Genomic DNA, 17,534 nt, shown 5'->3' with positions numbered 1-17,534 from the left:
TGCTTATCGTTTGTGGCCGGTATGGAGTTTACGTTCGAGCCAAATCGAGTATCTCGACATGCCGAAACAGAACACCCAGAACACTAACGCGACAAATACATAACTCTCAGTTGCAAAACCCAACCATTCCGGGTCGGTGTTTGCAGCCTGACCGATGCCCAGTACATCAAACATACCGATGATAAGTACCAAGCTGGTGTCTTTAAACAGACCAATAAAGGTGTTTACGATCGATGGAATGGTGATTTTCAGTGCCTGAGGCAGAATAATCAATCCCATCTTTTTCCAGTAGCTCAGACCCAGAGCGTCCGCGGCTTCGTACTGACCTTTAGGAATCGCCTGTAAACCACCACGAATAACCTCAGCCATATACGCGGCACTGAACATCACCACACCAATCAGGGCGCGCAGCAGTTTATCCGTCTCTGAACCTTGGGATAGGAACAGTGGCAACATAACTGACGCCATGAACAGAACCGTGATCAGTGGAACACCACGCCACACTTCGATGTACACCGTACACAGACTGCGGATAACAGGCATGTCAGAGCGGCGACCTAGGGCCAGTGCGACACCGATAGGCAGTGACACAACAATACCGACCAACGCAATGATCAACGTTACCAACAAACCACCCCACTTATGGGTGGAAACTACGTCCAGTCCGAACACACCGCCATACAGCAGGCCTGCCATCAGGAATGGGTAGATGTTGACAAAGAACAGCCAAATCCAGGTACGTTTAGGTGTCTTTTCATACGCCAGAAGAGCGATGAAAATCGCCAGCGTTGCAAAGAATAGGCGAGGGCGCCACAGCTCTGCTTGCGGGTAGAAGCCATACATGAACTGTTCCCAGCGCACGCTGATGAAAACCCAACAGGCGCCATCACGAGTACAGGCATCGCGGGTCGTGCCGACCCAGTCTGCTTTGATAATTGCCCAGTCCAGAACATGCCAGATTGCTGAGAAGGCAATATACGCCAACACAATAGTGACAACGGAATTCAGCGGACTGTTAAACAGGTTTTTACGCAGCCAGCCGACAACGCCGGTGGTGTTGGATGGTGGCGGCAGACTAGGTTGAAACTGATGTGTCTTCATCTTATCTCTCCACCAAAGCAACTTTACGGTTATACAAGTTCATCAACGCTGACGTAATCAGACTTAGTGTCAGGTAGACACCCATGGTCATTGCAATGATTTCAATTGCCTGACCGGTCTGGTTCAGCGTTGTGCCCGCAAATACCGACACCAAGTCCGGGTAACCAATTGCCATCGCAAGGGATGAGTTTTTGGTCAGGTTCAGATATTGGCTGGTGAGTGGCGGGATGATGATGCGTAGAGCCTGAGGAATAATGACCAGTTTCAGAGTCTTAGAGCGTGGCAGACCCAGCGACATTGCCGCTTCTGTCTGACCATGGCTTACGGCATTAATACCAGAACGGACGATCTCGGCAATGAACGCGGCGGTGTAAACACTCAGCGCGACAAGCAAAGCTGCCAATTCCGGAATGATGCTGATACCACCACGGAAGTTAAACCCTTTCAGTTCCGGATATTGCGCAGAAATTGGCATACCCATAATGAAATACACCAGCAGAGGCAGACCGACACACAGTGTCAGGATGATGCGCCCCATCGGTGTTTGCTGACCAGTTAAACGTTGCTTGTTATTCGCCCAGATATTGATCACGGCGGAGGCGATAATGCCTGCTACCAGAGTGATCAACACCACGCTGGAGCCTTTCTCAAACACAGGTGCAGGGAAGAACAAGCCACGAACGTTCAGAAACACCGCTTCTCCCAGGCTCATACTCTCACGTGGAGATGGCAGAGCTTGCAGTACCGCGAAGTACCAGAAGAAGATCTGTAATAGAAGAGGGATGTTACGGAACGTTTCGATATACACCGCGGCCAAACGACTCACCAGCCAGTTGGACGACAGGCGTGCAATACCGAGCACAAAACCGATCAGAGTTGCGAAAATAATACCCAAAACTGACACCAGTGCGGTGTTCAGCAGACCCACCACGAAGGTACGTCCATAGGAGTACGTCTCGTTGTAGTCGATCAAAGTCAGGCCAATCCCGAAGCCAGCAGGTTGATCAAGGAATTTAAAACCAGTCGCGATACCACGCGATTCCAGGTTCGTCAGGGCATTATTAATGATGGTGTAAAAGAAGAAAACCAGAGCGGCAATAGCGATCAGCTGAAAAACAACTGAACGAAAAGTGGGATTGTAAAATAAATTTGTGCTTTTAGCGGGAGCCGAGCTCGCTGCTTTTTGCACAGCAGTATTCGTAGGTTTCATACAGCGATAACCTCTTATCCATTTTTGACAAAGGGCGGCCGAAACCGCCCATTTTTATCAATCTTTATTAACGGATAGGTGGAGCGTACATAAAGCCGCCCGCATTCCACAGCGCGTTCACGCCACGAGAAATTTGTAGAGGCGAACCTTTACCTACTGTGCGCTCGAAGCTTTCACCGTAGTTACCCACTTGTTTCACGATTTGGTAACCCCAGTCGTCACGGATGCCCAGACCTGAACCTTTAGGACCGTCGACGCCCAGAATGCGTTTAACTTCTGGGTTGTCAGACTTCAGCATTTCGTCTGCGTTCTTAGAAGTGATGCCGTATTCTTCCGCGTTAACCATCGCGAACAGAGTCCATTTCGCTACGTTGAACCACTTGTCGTCGTCCTGACGAACAACTGGACCCAGAGGCTCTTTAGAAATGATTTCAGGTAGTACAACAGCTGAATCTGGTTTTTCCAGGTTCAGGCGCAGAGCGTACAGACCAGATTGGTCAGTAGTCAGTACGTCACAACGACCGGCATCGAAACCTTTTGAAGTTTGCGCTGCTGTATCGAATACGACTGGCTTGTAGCTCATACCGTTATTACGGAAGTAGTCTGCAAGGTTTAGCTCGGTAGTTGTACCTGACTGAACACAGACAGATGCGCCATCCAGCTCTTTAGCACTTGAAATGCCAAGATCTTTCTTAACCATGAAGCCCTGACCGTCGTAGTAGTTCACACCAACAAAGTTCAGACCCAGCGCTGAATCGCGGTGTAGAGTCCAAGTGGTGTTACGAGACAGAACGTCGATTTCGCCAGACTGCAGGGCAGTGAAGCGTTCTTTTGCGGTCAGAGGTACGTATTTGACCTTAGTTTTGTCACCAAGAACTGCAGCTGCAAGCGCTTGACAATATTCCACATCGATCCCTTCCCATTCGCCTTTTGCGTTAGGGTTCGAGAAGCCCGGAAGACCAGTACTCACGCCACAAGTCAGAAAACCTTGAGACAATACTTTGTCTAGGGTGCTGTCCGCAGCTGAGGCTGAGTTAGCCATCAGGGCAGTAGATGCCGCTACAACGGAAGCAAGAACTGTTAGTTTATTTGCCATTTGTATCCTTCCTGTATGATCCATGGTTGACCAGGTGACACCTGATACAAGGTTCAGAAAATGTTGTGTTTTATTATTAGTTTCGGCTGTATTTGGGCTCAATCGCACATTTACAAATCAACCGTTTATAAGCGTAGGTAAGGAATAAAGGATTCTCAAATATATAATTTAAAAAGATTTTCGTTTGAGATCACAAACCTAAGCTGTAGTTAGAATGGCGAAATGTTACGCGGTTGTAAATAGTGCAACTGGGCACACGATTAGTGCAACAGAATGGTAGAAGGACAATTAACTGTTAACTTAATATTAACACTTATAGTTTGTGTGAGATTTCAATATAAAATGCTGATCCCCGGCTCAAATTCGGTGATTAATTATTTCATCCACCTTAGCTAGTGATTTCCTTGCACCTTTTTTGGTAGCATGAAACGCATAGTTATTTAGATTGTGACCAAAATAAAATGCGATATTTTCCTCTGTTCCTGGATTTAACTAACAAACCGGTGCTCGTCGTAGGCGGAGGGGAGGTTGCATGCCGCAAAATAGATGCGCTCCTTCGCGCCGGAGCCAAAGTGACTATTGTTTCTCCACAAATTGCCTCAACTCTGCAATCCTTAGTGGATGACGGTAAGTGTCAGTGGATTCAAAATTTTTACACGTCTCAGATTCTCACCAAAGAATATCTGCAGGTTTGGGCGACAACCGATAACCCGGATTTAAACCATCAAGTGCATAAAGATGCAAAAAACATGGGTATTTTAGTCAATGTGGTTGATGATCAACCTTACTGCGATTTTATTACCCCTTCGATGATCGAACGTGGCCGTGTACAGCTTGCTATCTCTAGCGGTGGCGCGTCGCCGGTGCTGATTCGCAACGTACGGGAAACTCTCGAAGCCGTTTTGCCTCAGAACCTTGGACTACTGGCGGATTTTGGTGCGTCGAAACGAAACTCCATCAAAGAATTTTTGCCAACAGTTGATCTCCGTCGCAAATTCTGGGAGATGTTTTTTGCGGATACCGAAGTAAAAAATGCCAAAGATCGCGAAAGCCTGGAAAAAATGTACATCAAGGCACTCGATAAACCGCTGGATGATGATGGTGAAGTGATCTGGGTAGAATTTGGTAAAGATGTGGAGTTACTGCCTCTCAAAGCACTGCGCTACATGCAACAGGCTGAGTTGGTGCTGTTTGCCAAGTCATGCCCGTTTGATTTTATCGATTTGTGTCGTCGCGATGCTGAACGTGAGCGCTTTACCAGTGCGGCAGAACTAAGCGAACGCCTCAAGAAAGCTAAAGCGGAGCAATTGAGAGTGTGTGTTCTGATCCCACATGGTATGCAGGAATACACTTTATTGCAGGCACATCAGCGAGTGCTGGGTCAGGGCTTTGAAAAATAGAATCGGGCAAAATAAAAAGGCGGCTGTTGGCCGCCTTTTTGTGTCCTGGAAGCACTTACGCGTCGCAACGCTCTTTGTTGAGGGCAAACTTTTCAATCGCCGCAGCAACACCATCTTCGTCATTGCTTAGCGTGATGTAATCGGCGATGCGCTTCGTTTCTTCCATCGCGTTAGCCATGGCAATGCCCATCCCTGCGTATTGCAGCATGTGATGATCGTTTTCGGCATCACCCATACAGATGACCTGGCTGGCCGGAATATTCAGGTGGTCGGCAATCGCTTTGACACCCACGCCTTTGTTGCTTTGAGTATTAAGGAACTCAAGGAAGAATGGCGCGCTTTGTACGATCGTATATTGCTGATGCAGATCAGCTGGCAGACTGGCGATGGTGCGGGTGAGCAGCTCAGGTTCGGCCACAATCATGGCTTTGATGATTGGGTGATCATCTTCCAGTTGCTCAAAGTCCATCTCGGTAATAGAAAGGCCATTAATTTGCGCTTCAACTTCGGTGTACTTGCTGGTTTTCGGAGTAATCAAACCATGAATTTGGCTAAATGCATGGGTATTAACGCCCATTTCGTTGGCCAGACGGGCCACCATTTTCGCGCTGCGGCCATCAAGAATCTGCTGGTAGATGATCTCGCCAGTACCGACGTTGGCAACCATCGAGCCGTTGTAGTAGAGCACGTAATCATCTTTCGATTGAATGTTCAGTTCTTCGAGCTTGCTGCGCATGCCGTCAATCGGACGACCGGACGCCAGAACCACTTTAATCCCTTGTTCGCGAGCCTCAGCAATCGCCAGTTTGGTGCGTGGTGAAATTTGCTTTTGGCTGTTTAACAGGGTGCCATCCATATCGAGAGCGATCAGTTTGTACATGTCTTACCTAAAAAGTCTGCGCGAAACGAAAGGTCAGATTATACCTAAAATATGACAGGATGCGCGTTTTTGATGAAAATGGTGTCGAATATTTATGCGTAGCTTTGATCTGGGTGTGCGAACTCTGCTTATGCAATTGGTGGAGTTAAGTTGCGACTTTTTGTGTGCGGAACGGCGGTTTTAAATTGACCTTCACCAACGCATCCTTTAAGGTCAGCGATCTGCAATTTTTGGATAACAAGTTAGGCAATTTTACCTTGTATAAAGTAAACGAAATGTTTGAGACGATTCAGGGCGAGGGCGTGTTTACCGGCGTGCCTGCGGTGTTTGTTCGTCTGCAAGAATGTCCTGTTGGCTGTGCCTGGTGTGATACGAAACAGACCTGGGATGCCGAGCCCGCTGATGAGCGCTCATTTGATGAAATTCTGGTGAAAACGGAAGACAATCCGAACTGGTGCTCCGCATCAGCGCAACAGATCATCGAGCGATATCGTGCTCAGGGCTACAGTGCTAAACATATCGTGATTACAGGTGGTGAACCTTGTATCTATGATTTAGTGCCTCTGACGCAGGCATTTGAAGCGATTGGCTGCCGCTGTCAAATAGAGACCAGCGGTACCTTTGACGTTCAGGCAACCGAAAATACTTGGGTGACAGTGTCACCAAAAGTGGCGATGAAAGGCAAATTGCCAGTAATCGATTCTGCGCTGCGCAGAGCAAATGAAATTAAGCACCCGGTTGCGACTGATAAAGACATCGACAATCTGGATCAGCTACTTGCTCGCGCCAAGGTGCCGGAAAAGACTGTGATTGCGCTACAGCCGATCAGCCAGAAACCACGTGCAACCCAGCTGTGCATTGAGACTTGTATTGCGCGAAACTGGCGCTTGTCTATTCAGACTCACAAATATCTCAGCATTGCTTAAAGGAGTAGCGGAATGAAAAAAGCAGTTGTCGTGTTCAGCGGCGGTCAGGATTCAACGACCTGTTTGGTTCAGGCTTTGAAAGAGTTTGATGAAGTGCATGCCATTACGTTCGACTATGGTCAGCGTCACAAGCTGGAGATTGAAGTAGCACAGACGCTGGCGAAAAAACTAGGTGTGAAAGCGCACAAAGTGATGGATGTCGGTCTGTTGAATGAGTTGGCAATCAGCTCACTGACTCGAGACGACATTCCGGTGTCGCACGAACTCCAAGAAAATGGCCTGCCAAACTCATTTGTTCCGGGGCGCAATATTCTGTTTCTGACTCTGGCGGGCATTTATGCTTACCAAATTGGTGCGCAGACCGTCATTACCGGCGTGTGTGAGACAGATTTTTCCGGCTATCCGGATTGTCGCAACGACTTCGTTAAAGCGATGAACAGCGCATTGGTTCAAGGGATGGATCGCGAGCTGGAAATTCGTACGCCGCTGATGTGGCTGAACAAAGCGGAAACCTGGGCAATGGCGGATCAAAATGACGCGCTGGAGTTAGTTCGTAATGAAACACTGACTTGTTACAACGGTATCATCGGCGATGGTTGTGGAGACTGTCCATCGTGTCACCTGCGTAAAGCGGGCTTGAACGATTATCTGGAAAACCGTGAGGCTGTCATGGCCGCTCTGGTTGCCAAACAAGCCCAATAATACTGCATACCTTCACAAAGAAGCTGCGTCATTGAAGCTCATTAGAGTGTTCAGTTTCGCGGCTTTTTTGTTTTTCATTCTGCCTACCTGCCGTTTTCCCCCGCATTACACTAAGCTCAAAATCACAATATCCATACAAATTGTGAGAATTTGTGGTGAATCGCAATATCAGAATTTGATTCCGGTACAAAAAGTGATCTGTCTCACGCCCAATTTGGGATTCCGTTGACTATTGTCAAATAGCCTTAGCCCTTTAGGGGTAGGATTGCATACGTAATTAACTTCAGTTCACCCAGTTGAGCTGCGATATTTCGTAATCAAACCCACAGATTTGTGAGGACAAATGAGTATTAAAAAAAGCGCGATCGTGCTGCTTCTCGTCATTGGTGTAGTCATAGGTTGGCTGACACTCGGCGGAACGCATGCTATTTTGGAAAAGACCTCGAGCACCGAGTTCTGCGTCTCTTGCCACACCATGGAAACCCCTTACAAGGAGTATCAGGGTTCCGTGCACTTTACGAATGCAAAAGGCATTCGTGCTGAATGTGCGGACTGTCATATCCCCACCGATACCATCGATTACCTGATCACTAAGATTCGTGCGTCTAAAGACATCTACCACGAGTTCATTACCAAAAAGATCAGCACGGATGAGAAGTACGAAGCGCATCGTGCCGAAATGGCCGAAACGGTCTGGGCGCAGTTGAAGGCGAATGATTCGGTGACTTGTCGCTCTTGTCACTCAGAAGATGCGATGGAAACCTACGACCAGACTCCTGAAGCGCAAAAGATGCACCAGTACGGTATTGAGAACAACCAAACTTGTATCGACTGTCACAAAGGCGTCGCGCATATCCTGCCTGAAGTGAAAATGGATAGTCAGGCGCTGGCTCATCTGGTGGATGAAGCCAAACTGACCCCGGCAACGGCAAAAGAAGTGTTCACCATGCAAGCGACTCCAATCGGTAAGTTGGGCACCATTAATCCGGCAACCAAACTGGCAGTGATGAGCGATAAAGATGGCAAGCGCACAGTTTCTCTGACGGCTTACCAGATGCAAGGCGCGGAGCAAGTGCTTTACATGGGGCAAGGCAAGCGCGCGGTGGTGGCCATCCTGACCGAAGCGGGTCAGAACGCGCTGACTACAGGCGAATACACTGAAGACGATTACGGTAATAAATGGCGCAGCGTTGAGCTACAGGGTGACATCGAAACGCCTGTGCTGGCGAAAATCGATTCGTTGTGGTCTTACGCCGAGCAGTTGGACAACGTTTACTGTTCAACCTGTCACGCCAAGATTCCAAGCGAGCACTTTACGGTCAACGCATGGCCTGCGGTGGCAAAAAGTATGGGTGATCGTACATCCATCAGCAAAGAAGATTTAGAGATTCTGACTAAGTTCTTCCAATACAACGCAAAAGATGCCGCTCAATAACCAGTATAAGGATTCAGTGATGACCACTCTCACACGTCGAAGTTTTCTGAAAGGTGCAGGTATGACAGCGGGCGCGTTTGCCATTTCATCTGTTGCACCTATGCCTGTATTTGCCAACGAACGCAGTGGCTCAGCAGTGTTGACTGCTGGCCGCTGGGGCGCGATGTTGGTTGAAGTGAAAGATGGCAAAATCGTGTCATCGACCAATGCGCTGCCACAAACCGTGGAAAACAGCCTGCAAAGTTCTGCGCCGGATCAGGCGCATACTCAAGCACGCGTTAAATATCCGATGGTACGCAAAGGCTATCTGGCCAACCCATCTAAACCTCAGGGCACACGCGGAGACGATGAGTTCGTCCGTGTTAGTTGGGACCAAGCGTACAAGCTCATTCATGAACAGCATATGCGTATTCGTAAGCAGTACGGTGCCGAGTCCGTCTTTGCTGGCTCATATGGTTGGCGATCCAGTGGTATCCTGCACAAAGCGCAGACATTGCTGCAACGTTACATGAGCATGGCGGGCGGTTATTCCGGCCACCTTGGCGACTACTCAACCGGTGCAGCGCAAGTGATCATGCCACACGTGGTAGGGTCAATCGAAGTGTATGAACAGCAAACGACATACCCGATGATTATGGAGAATTCGGACGTCGTCGTACTGTGGGGTTTAAACCCACTGAACACGCTGAAAATTGCCTGGTCGAGTACCGATGGCGCGGGTCTGGAGTTCTTCCATCAACTGCAAAAGTCCAACAAAACCATCATTGCTGTCGACCCAATGCGCTCCGAAACCATCGAGTTTTTTGGTGACAAAGCACAGTGGATTGCACCGCATCCGGGAACGGACGTGGCGATGCTGCTGGGGGTCGCGCACTCGCTGGTAACAAAGAAACAGCACGATGTGGAATTTCTGAATAAGTACACATCAGGTTACGACAAATTTGAAGACTACCTGTTAGGTAAGTCGGACGGTGTCGAGAAAACCCCACAATGGGCGGAAGGCATCTGTGGCGTACCCGCTAAACAACTGGAACTGCTGGGGGATATTTTCAGTCAGAACCGCACGATGATCATGTCGGGCTGGGGAATTCAGCGTCAGCAGTATGGCGAACAGAAACACTGGATGCTGGTTACACTGGCCGCTATGTTGGGCCAGATTGGTTTACCGGGTGGCGGTTTTGGTTTCTCTTACCACTATTCCAATGGTGGTAACCCAACGCGCAATGCTGGCGTTTTACCGGCAATTTCTGCGGAGATTGCGGGCGCTTCTTCTGCGGGTAACGACTGGGCGGTCTCGGGCGCTGTTAATGCGTTCCCAGTGGCTCGTATTGTCGAAGCACTGGAAAATCCTGGTGGTAAATACCAACACAACGGTCATGAACGAGTCTTCCCTGATGTCAAAATGATCTGGTGGGCGGGCGGTGCAAACTTTACTCACCATCAGGACACCAACCGTCTGATCAAAGCGTGGCAAAAACCAGAACTGATTGTGATCTCTGAACCATACTGGACCGCCGCGGCGAAACACGCGGATGTGGTTCTGCCAATCACGACCTCGTTTGAACGCAACGACATGACCATGACCGGGGACTACAGTAACCAGCACTTGGTGCCGATGAAACAGGTGATTGAACCACAGTTTGAAGCGCGCAACGACCTGGATGTGTTTGCGGATATGGCTGAGCTACTCAAACCGGGCGGTCGTGACGTCTATATGGATGGCAAAACCGAAATGGAATGGCTGGCGGGTTTCTACAAAGACGCTCAGAAAATTGGCCGAGCTAACCGCATTGCGATGCCAAACTTCAGCTACTTCTGGAAACAGAATCAACTGATTGAGATGAAGTGGAATGAAGAGAACGCGAAATTCGTGCGCTATAAAGATTTCCGTGAAGATCCGATTCTGAATCCATTGGGTACGCCAAGTGGCAAGATCGAAATTTACTCTAAAACCATTGAGAGTTTTGGTTATAAAGATTGTCCTCCGCATCCGACCTGGCTGCCGCCAACGGAGTGGGTGGGCAACGCCAAAGATGGTGAGTTGCAACTGATGACGTCGCACGCGGCCCATCGTCTGCACAGCCAGTTGAACTACGCCAAACTGCGTGAGCTGTATGCGATTGCCAACCGAGAGCCTATCTGGATTCATCCGGAAGATGCAAAAGCGCGTGGTATTGCCGATGAAGACTTGGTGCGAGCGTTTAACGATCGCGGCCAGGTTCTGGTGGGAGCCCTTATTACGGATGGCATCAAACAAGGTTCGGTGTGTATTCATGAAGGAGCGTGGCCAGATTTCGACAAACCACATGGCATCTGTAAAAACGGCGGCTGTAACGTATTGACCGCGGACATTCCTTCATCACGCCTGGCTAACGGTTGCGCGGGTAACTCGTCACTGGTCAAGATTGAAAAATGGCAGGGTGAAGCGCTTCCGCTAACGGCGTTTACGCCACCAAAAGGTGCTTAAGCGTAAACATTGACGACTAAACCGCTCTTCGGAGCGGTTTTTTTATCGTTGAATTAGTATCAATGCGAGTCAGCCTTCAACACCTTGTCGTAAACCTGAGCTAGACTCGAACCATAATCAGGAGGCGTTTATGACGATAAAAAATGTGGTGTTTGATATTGGTAATGTGATCGTTAAGTGGGCGCCTGCGGAAATTTCCGCGCTCACTTTTGGGGAAACCGAGCAGGCAAAACAGCGCGCGAAGCTGCTGTTCCAAAGTGAGATTTGGCGTGATCTCAATAAAGGACACTACACAGAACAACAGGCACAGTTGCAGTTTCATTCTACGCTGGGTATTGAACCTGCAGAACTGGAGACACTGTTTCACTACATCAAAGCCACTCAGCAACTGATCGACGGTACGCAAACGTTGATGGATGACTTGCTGGACGCGGGTTACACCCTTTATGCATTGACGGACAACGTCAATGAAATCGTCGCCCATCTGAAAGCAACCTATGATTTCTGGCCAAAGTTTTCTGGTGCCGTCGTGTCAAGTGAGTGTGGGTTACTCAAACCGGATCCGCGCATTTATCAACATCTGGCTCACAGCCAAAACATCTTGCCACATGAATCGGTATTTATGGATGACATGCCAGCCAATGTTCAGGGTGCGATCGATCAGGGGTTTCATTCGTTCCAGTTTGTGACGGCTCAGGAAGCACGTAATACCTTGGTTTCATTGGGTTTGAACTTCTGAGCTGGAATTTGTGATCGCTGGCAAAACTGAGCAACGAAGCGCTAATATTTTGTGATAAACATACACATATTGTGTGGTAATTGTCGGTTGCTCAACTACTATGAATAAAAATAACAATAAATTAGTGCGTTAGGGACCTTGTAGTGAAAGGAACGATCACTTTGTTGTTTGCATCGACGGGAGAGCTGTTATCTCATTCGGCGCAAACATTTCAGCACGTTACCCACTTAAATCAGCTGCTCCTGACCTCAACTGATGGAGAGGGGGAGCTGTCTTTCGCCGACATTCAGCACCATTTCCCATCCTCCGATGCTTTGCACATTACTACTGTGGTTAGCGGCACGCTCTACTCCGGGCAAATCTCCAGTATTCAGGATAAAACGGGTCAGCTTCAGTATCTTGTGCAGATTGAAGATGCGTCGCATCCGTCGATTCTGCATATCCAGCGTATGAAACAGATTCTCGATTGCGCTCAAATTGCGACTTGGGAATGGAATGTTCAAACCGGTGAAACCAAATTCAATGAGCGCTGGGCAGGTATTGTTGGTTACAACTTACAGGAGTTGGCGCCAACCGACATTAATACCTGGTTAAATTTGGCTCATCCCGACGATCTGGCGTTATCTGAAGTGGCTCTTAACGCCCATTTTAATGGTGAGAAGCCGTACTACGAGTGCGAAGCTCGTATGCGACATAAAGATGGCCACTGGGTCTGGGTGCGCGATTACGGTCGCATTGTGTCCTGGGATCAAAGCGGCAATCCTGAATGGATGCTGGGCACGCACATCGACATTTCCGCTTATAAACATATTCAGGCACAGAACGAGTTACTCAGTAAAGATCTCAATATGATCATGGATTTATGCCCGACGGTGATCTATAAGATATCGGCTGACAAAGACCAACGTGTTCAGTTTATTACCCGCGGCGTTGAAGCGTTGCTGATGTACAAAGATGGGGACGTGATCAACCAGGTCAATTGGTGGCGTCGGCATATTCATCCTCAGGATTTGAGTGAATACGATGAGCGGGTGGCCAAATGGCGCGCGCAGGGTGAAAACGCCATTCTGGATTGCGAATACCGTTTTCGCCGCGCAGACGGTCAATATATCTGGCTGGCAGACCGGGCCAGAACGGTCACCTCTGAAGATGGGCGAAGTCAGTACTATGTCGGCTCGATTATCGACATCAGCGAACTGGTCTCGCTCAATAATCATCTTCAGTCATTAGCCAAAGTTTCTCCGGCTGTTCTTTATCAGTTCGAGTATCTCGACGATGGTTCGTGCCGTTTCCCTTACGCCAGTCAGAAACTGAAGGATATTTTCGGCGTGTCACCGGAAGATGCGGCTCGGGATGCAGCGCCCGTGTTTGATGCCATTTATCCTGAAGACGTCAGCAAAGTACGTCAGAGCATTGAACAAGCGGCTCAGACACTCGAAGAGTGGAAGTGTGAGTTTCGGGTCAAAGCTGGGGGGAAATTACGTTGGTTGTATGGCCACTCTATTCCGTCGCTGTCTAATGAAGGAAAGATGATTTGGTCAGGACAATTGATCGATATCTCTGAGAAGAAAGAGCTGGAGCTGCGGTTGCAAAAAGAATCGACAACCGATCCTCTAACGGGAGCCTACAACCGCCGCTATTTCTTACAGGAGTTGCATGAAGAACTGCTGCGCAGCAGCAGAGACAAGCAGGAGCTTTCAATTCTTGCTATCGATTTCGACTTCTTTAAGCAGATCAATGATCGCTTCGGCCATGATGCCGGTGACTACGTGCTGCAACAAATCAGCCAGAGCTTACAGTCTCACTTGCGGGAATACGACACGCTCGCCCGCATGGGCGGAGAGGAATTTACGGTGCTGTTGCCTCACACTGACTATCAGACGGCGTTTGCGATCGCGGATAAATTGCGTCGCTTGGTGGAAGTCCACAAAATGCACTATCAGCAACAAGATATCATGTTGACTGTCACAATCGGCGTTGCCTCCACTCAGAAGGGAACGTGTAATCCGTTTGCACTGCTTAAACAGGCTGACCGCGCTCTCTATCAAGGCAAAGAAAACGGCAGAAACTGCGTTTGCTGAGCGTATTCACTCCATTCTTTTCCGCTTTTGTTTGTCATATCAAATTACCCAAAACGTCATAATCACGGCGTAGATTAGTTTCCCATCTCGACATTGTTCGATTAAACAACCACTTGTATGGGGAATTTTATGAGTAAGGGAAAATACCTGCCTGCCGCATTACTGTTAAGCGTGTTGGTCGGTTCAGCGCAGGCTGCGCAAACAAGTTCGATAAGTAGCGTTGATAAGCAGCAAGGGGCCAGCCTGCCTTATCAAGTGCTGCGTTCGGATCTTAAGGACACCTCAGGTCACGCTATCGAGATTCGTAACGGCGGATACGGGTCGGACATGTGTGCACATCCGAGCAATCCAAATCAGTTTTATGCCATCACTGACCGTGGTCCGAATGCCGACTATCCTCATGGCAGTCTCGGTAAAGGCAAAATGTTCCCTGTGCCTGATTACACTCCGCGTATCGGCTTGTTTGAAGTGACCCCAAAGGGCAAAGTGAAACAGTTGAAAACGATTCTGCTTAAACGTCCGGATGGCACTCCCATTACTGGTCTGCCTAACACCTCGGCGCTAGGCGGTACTGGTGAAACACCTTACGATGCCAGCGGCGATCCGATTGTGGTCAATAGCCAGCAGCCTTTTGAACAATCCAAGAACCCACTCAAACTCGACGATTATGGTCTGGACCCTGAAGGGTTGGTGGCGCTGCGCGATGGTACGTTTTGGGTTAGTGATGAATATGGCCCGCACCTAGTGCATTTTGATCAGAATGGTGTCGAAATTGGCCGTATCAACGCCTTTACGCAAGACAGTCGTGATACCTCGTACTTGCCGCAAGAATTTGCTCATCGCCGCGCTAACCGCGGTATGGAAGGCTTAGCGATTACGCCAGACGAAACCACGCTGGTGGGGATAATGCAGTCAACCATGATGAACCCGAACAAATCGACTAAAGATGGCGACGTGGTGCGCATCGTGACGGTGAATCTGAACGATGGCAACGTGCATCAGTATCTCTATCGTCAGGAGAAAAAGCAGAACTCAAACTCCGGGATCTCTGCTTTGTCTGCAAATGAGTTTGTGGTGATTGAACGTGACGGCGCATTTTTACGCGACAAACCGAAAGCGATGAAACACCTTTACCGTATTGACTTGCGTGGTGCGACGGACCTGGAAACGCTGCCATTGGCTGGCGATGTTCAGCAGGATGAAAAGCTAGGCCTGATGCTTGGCGGAAAGACCATTGAGCAAGTGGTGGTGGAACAGGGCTGGGATGCGCTTGACGCTTACGGTATTAAGCCCGTGCAGAAAACTCTGCTGGTGGATGTGGCCAAGCAGCTTCACTATCCTCATGACAAACTGGAAGGCTTGTGGGTGGTGAGCCCAACGCAAATCGCCGTGATCAATGACGATGATTTTGCAACCTGGTCCAGCGATGGCAAACTTGAGCAAAAATATCTCGATGCGGATCGCCGCCGTGTGGATGGTAATACCCTGTATGTGATCGATAATCTGGATCTGCGAGCGAAGCCATAAGGCCACGCCACTATTTTTGCGTAATCGACGGGCTATTCTGAATGGGGGCCCGTTTTTTACATCCAGCCTGAATTTCTCTGCAAAAAGTGTGATCTGTATATTTATACAGTTGTTCTCTATCTCATACAATGACCACCAAATTGAGACACAGAACAAGAGTTATCATGCCAACCACACAACACTGCTCACCGTTTGAACCCACACTTGAAGCCGGCATAGCGGCTTTGGTGGATGAATTTGTTGCTCAGAAAGCGGAAGACTTGCCACTACCTTCGATTGCTCAACGTCGCGAAGGCTATGAAGCAAGTGTGGCCCTTGCCGGAGAATCTCCTCAATCGGTCACGTTTGAGGAACTGGCAATCGGTCATATTCGCTTGCGTATTTATCGTTGTGATCAGCGTTCAAACCAACCGATGGCGGTGTATTTTCATGGTGGATGTTTTGTGAGTGGAAGCTTTACAACGCATCATCAACAATTGGCCACGTTAGCCCAACTGAGCGATGCCATGGTGGTGGCGGTCAGTTATCGATTGGCACCGGAATTCCTCTATCCGGCAGCTCACAATGATGCGTTCGATGCCACTCAGTGGATTTATGAAAACGCTCACGTGTTGGGGGGTGACGCGTCGAACATTACCCTTATCGGTGACAGCGCAGGTGGTCATTTGGCTCTGGCGACCTGCTTGAGACTCAAACAGCAAGCAGAATGGCTTCCGAAACAGCAGATACTGATTTATCCAATGCTGGACCCGTTTGGCTGCTCTGAGAGCTATCAAACCTTTGGTGACTACTACGTGATCACGCGGCAAATGCTGCTCTCGGGTTTTGAACTCTACGCATCAGGAAAATTGCATCTACCCGAACTCAATCTGTTGCAAAGAGGTGATTTAGCAGGCCTACCTGTGACTCATATCCTGACTGCTGAGTGCGATCCTTTGCGCGACGAGGGGGAAAAGCTCTATGCTTTGCTAACCAAGCAGGGCGTTGAAGCGCATTGCCAGCGTTATCTGGGCGTCATCCACGGATTTTTCCAGTTAGCGGGTGTCAGCCAGGCAGCGAGACAATCTTTGCGCCACGTCGCGCGGCTTATCAAATCAACGGAATAAAGGGACTTTTCGTGAAAACACAGGAAGTGATGGCGCTATACAACCAGTATGAGCGCAAAGAGTATGAAATCCCGGGTTGGGAGAAGTTTGCCACGGCTCAGGTAGTGAAAGTGGTGTCGCCGGATATGGATGGCAGTTTTATTGCGTACTTTGAGCTGAGTGAAGAGCAGGCAAACATAGTTATTGATAAAGAAGTGGCATTTTTCACCCGGCTTGGCAAAAGCTTCGAGTGGAAAACTTACGATAGCGATCAGCCTGAGAATATCGGAGTGATGCTACTGCAGAAAGGGTTTATTGCTGAAGAACCAGAGTCTTTCATGGCGCTCGATCTGGCAAGCTGTGAATTGCCGGAGCCCCAAATGTTGTGCGCGGAAGTGACCGATGAAGAGGGCATTCGTGATGCGATGCGGGTCAAACAGGAACTGCGCGGAGAAGCGTGCCAGGCTCAGTTGCTGCACCTGATTGAAACCAAACGACAAGATCCGGCTTCCATCAGAATTTATGTTGTGTATCAGGATGGTACACCGGTCTCTTCTGCGTGGATCACGTTTAATGCTGACAGCCCGTTTGCCGGAATTTGGGGTGGAAGTACGTTGCCGGAGTATCGGGGGCGCGGCTGTTATCAGGCACTGCTCAAACAACGGATTCGGGACGCCAAGCTGGCTGGGAAACAATACTTGATTATTGATGCTTCAGCGATGAGCCGACCGATTGTCGAAAAATATGGATTTGAGCTGATCGCGACAACAACGCCTTATCTATTTCAAGTCTAATTATTGATTCTAATTATAAATCATAAGGTTAATTTGAGTTTTACCATTGACTTGCTAGACTGGAAACCATTCAACTGGCTAAGGATAGGTT

The 17,534-nt window shown here is 48.9% G+C and carries 14 protein-coding genes; 10 read left to right on the top strand and 4 right to left on the bottom strand.

What is annotated here, in order from left to right; all coding sequences use genetic code 11:
• Nucleotides 1–3: 3 nt before the first annotated feature.
• From LGV68_RS04355 to LGV68_RS04345, 3 genes are all read right to left on the bottom strand, one after another.
• A complete protein-coding gene (locus LGV68_RS04355) occupies nt 4–1,101 on the bottom strand; it encodes an amino acid ABC transporter permease (RefSeq protein ID WP_020327443.1) in 1,098 nt (365 codons plus the stop codon).
• A gap of 1 nt (nt 1,102) precedes the next feature.
• A complete protein-coding gene (locus tag LGV68_RS04350; RefSeq protein ID WP_024373908.1) occupies nt 1,103–2,311 on the bottom strand; it encodes an amino acid ABC transporter permease in 1,209 nt (402 codons plus the stop codon).
• Between the two features lie 67 nt (nt 2,312–2,378).
• Nucleotides 2,379–3,407 (bottom strand): amino acid ABC transporter substrate-binding protein, encoded by a 1,029-nt coding sequence (locus tag LGV68_RS04345; protein ID WP_020432941.1) that lies wholly within the window; start codon nt 3,405–3,407, stop codon nt 2,379–2,381.
• Nucleotides 3,408–3,868: 461 nt separating this feature from the next.
• Between LGV68_RS04345 and LGV68_RS04340 the strand changes: the two genes are divergently transcribed.
• Nucleotides 3,869–4,807: an NAD(P)-dependent oxidoreductase gene (locus tag LGV68_RS04340; protein WP_158130318.1), complete on the top strand. Its 939-nt coding sequence runs from the start codon at nt 3,869–3,871 to the stop codon at nt 4,805–4,807.
• A 55-nt stretch (nt 4,808–4,862) separates the two neighbouring features.
• On the opposite strand, the gene yidA is transcribed toward LGV68_RS04340, so the two are convergent.
• Complete coding sequence (gene yidA, locus LGV68_RS04335; RefSeq protein WP_075988609.1) at nt 4,863–5,687, bottom strand: sugar-phosphatase; 825 nt, start codon at nt 5,685–5,687, stop codon at nt 4,863–4,865.
• Between the two features lie 257 nt (nt 5,688–5,944).
• On the opposite strand from yidA, the gene queE reads away from it, so the two are divergent.
• From queE to LGV68_RS04290, 9 genes are all read left to right on the top strand, one after another.
• Nucleotides 5,945–6,613, top strand: coding sequence for a 7-carboxy-7-deazaguanine synthase QueE (queE, locus tag LGV68_RS04330; RefSeq protein WP_055452735.1), 669 nt, complete (start codon nt 5,945–5,947; stop codon nt 6,611–6,613).
• Nucleotides 6,614–6,625: 12 nt separating this feature from the next.
• Nucleotides 6,626–7,315 carry a 7-cyano-7-deazaguanine synthase QueC gene (gene queC, locus LGV68_RS04325; RefSeq protein ID WP_020327436.1) on the top strand — a complete coding sequence of 230 codons (690 nt, stop codon included), beginning with the start codon at nt 6,626–6,628 and terminating at the stop codon, nt 7,313–7,315.
• 343 nt (nt 7,316–7,658) lie between these two features.
• Complete coding sequence (locus LGV68_RS04320; RefSeq protein WP_024373594.1) at nt 7,659–8,750, top strand: NapC/NirT family cytochrome c; 1,092 nt, start codon at nt 7,659–7,661, stop codon at nt 8,748–8,750.
• Nucleotides 8,751–8,769: 19 nt separating this feature from the next.
• Nucleotides 8,770–11,217 carry a molybdopterin guanine dinucleotide-containing S/N-oxide reductase gene (locus LGV68_RS04315; protein ID WP_252536334.1) on the top strand — a complete coding sequence of 816 codons (2,448 nt, stop codon included), beginning with the start codon at nt 8,770–8,772 and terminating at the stop codon, nt 11,215–11,217.
• 130 nt (nt 11,218–11,347) lie between these two features.
• Nucleotides 11,348–11,956: an HAD family phosphatase gene (locus LGV68_RS04310; protein WP_055452731.1), complete on the top strand. Its 609-nt coding sequence runs from the start codon at nt 11,348–11,350 to the stop codon at nt 11,954–11,956.
• A gap of 143 nt (nt 11,957–12,099) precedes the next feature.
• Nucleotides 12,100–14,037, top strand: a complete 1,938-nt coding sequence (locus LGV68_RS04305; RefSeq protein ID WP_152467898.1) for a sensor domain-containing diguanylate cyclase — start codon at nt 12,100–12,102, stop codon at nt 14,035–14,037.
• Between the two features lie 129 nt (nt 14,038–14,166).
• A complete protein-coding gene (locus tag LGV68_RS04300) occupies nt 14,167–15,564 on the top strand; it encodes an esterase-like activity of phytase family protein (protein WP_075988608.1) in 1,398 nt (465 codons plus the stop codon).
• 164 nt (nt 15,565–15,728) lie between these two features.
• A complete protein-coding gene (locus tag LGV68_RS04295; RefSeq protein WP_075988607.1) occupies nt 15,729–16,670 on the top strand; it encodes an alpha/beta hydrolase in 942 nt (313 codons plus the stop codon).
• Between the two features lie 11 nt (nt 16,671–16,681).
• Entirely contained in the window at nt 16,682–17,443 is a 762-nt protein-coding gene (locus tag LGV68_RS04290; protein ID WP_038157740.1) for a GNAT family N-acetyltransferase, read from the top strand.
• Nucleotides 17,444–17,534 lie beyond the last annotated feature (91 nt).

Origin of the sequence: Vibrio sp. LQ2, assembly GCF_023920125.1 — a bacterium.
Taxonomy (GTDB): domain Bacteria; phylum Pseudomonadota; class Gammaproteobacteria; order Enterobacterales; family Vibrionaceae; genus Vibrio; species Vibrio fluvialis.
This window is presented reverse-complemented; position numbering and strand designations above follow the sequence as displayed.

Excerpts from the sequence above, each read along its gene's own strand:
- LGV68_RS04345 (WP_020432941.1), bottom strand. The coding sequence starts at position 3,407 with ATGGCAAATAAACTAACAGTTCTTGCTTCCGTTGTAGCGGCATCTACT.
- LGV68_RS04295 (WP_075988607.1), top strand. The coding sequence starts at position 15,729 with ATGCCAACCACACAACACTGCTCACCGTTTGAACCCACACTTGAAGCC.
- yidA (WP_075988609.1), bottom strand. The coding sequence starts at position 5,687 with ATGTACAAACTGATCGCTCTCGATATGGATGGCACCCTGTTAAACAGC.
- LGV68_RS04350 (WP_024373908.1), bottom strand. The coding sequence starts at position 2,311 with ATGAAACCTACGAATACTGCTGTGCAAAAAGCAGCGAGCTCGGCTCCC.
- LGV68_RS04355 (WP_020327443.1), bottom strand. The coding sequence starts at position 1,101 with ATGAAGACACATCAGTTTCAACCTAGTCTGCCGCCACCATCCAACACC.
- queC (WP_020327436.1), top strand. The coding sequence starts at position 6,626 with ATGAAAAAAGCAGTTGTCGTGTTCAGCGGCGGTCAGGATTCAACGACC.
- LGV68_RS04300 (WP_075988608.1), top strand. The coding sequence starts at position 14,167 with ATGAGTAAGGGAAAATACCTGCCTGCCGCATTACTGTTAAGCGTGTTG.
- LGV68_RS04315 (WP_252536334.1), top strand. The coding sequence starts at position 8,770 with ATGACCACTCTCACACGTCGAAGTTTTCTGAAAGGTGCAGGTATGACA.
- LGV68_RS04310 (WP_055452731.1), top strand. The coding sequence starts at position 11,348 with ATGACGATAAAAAATGTGGTGTTTGATATTGGTAATGTGATCGTTAAG.
- LGV68_RS04340 (WP_158130318.1), top strand. The coding sequence starts at position 3,869 with ATGCGATATTTTCCTCTGTTCCTGGATTTAACTAACAAACCGGTGCTC.
- LGV68_RS04320 (WP_024373594.1), top strand. The coding sequence starts at position 7,659 with ATGAGTATTAAAAAAAGCGCGATCGTGCTGCTTCTCGTCATTGGTGTA.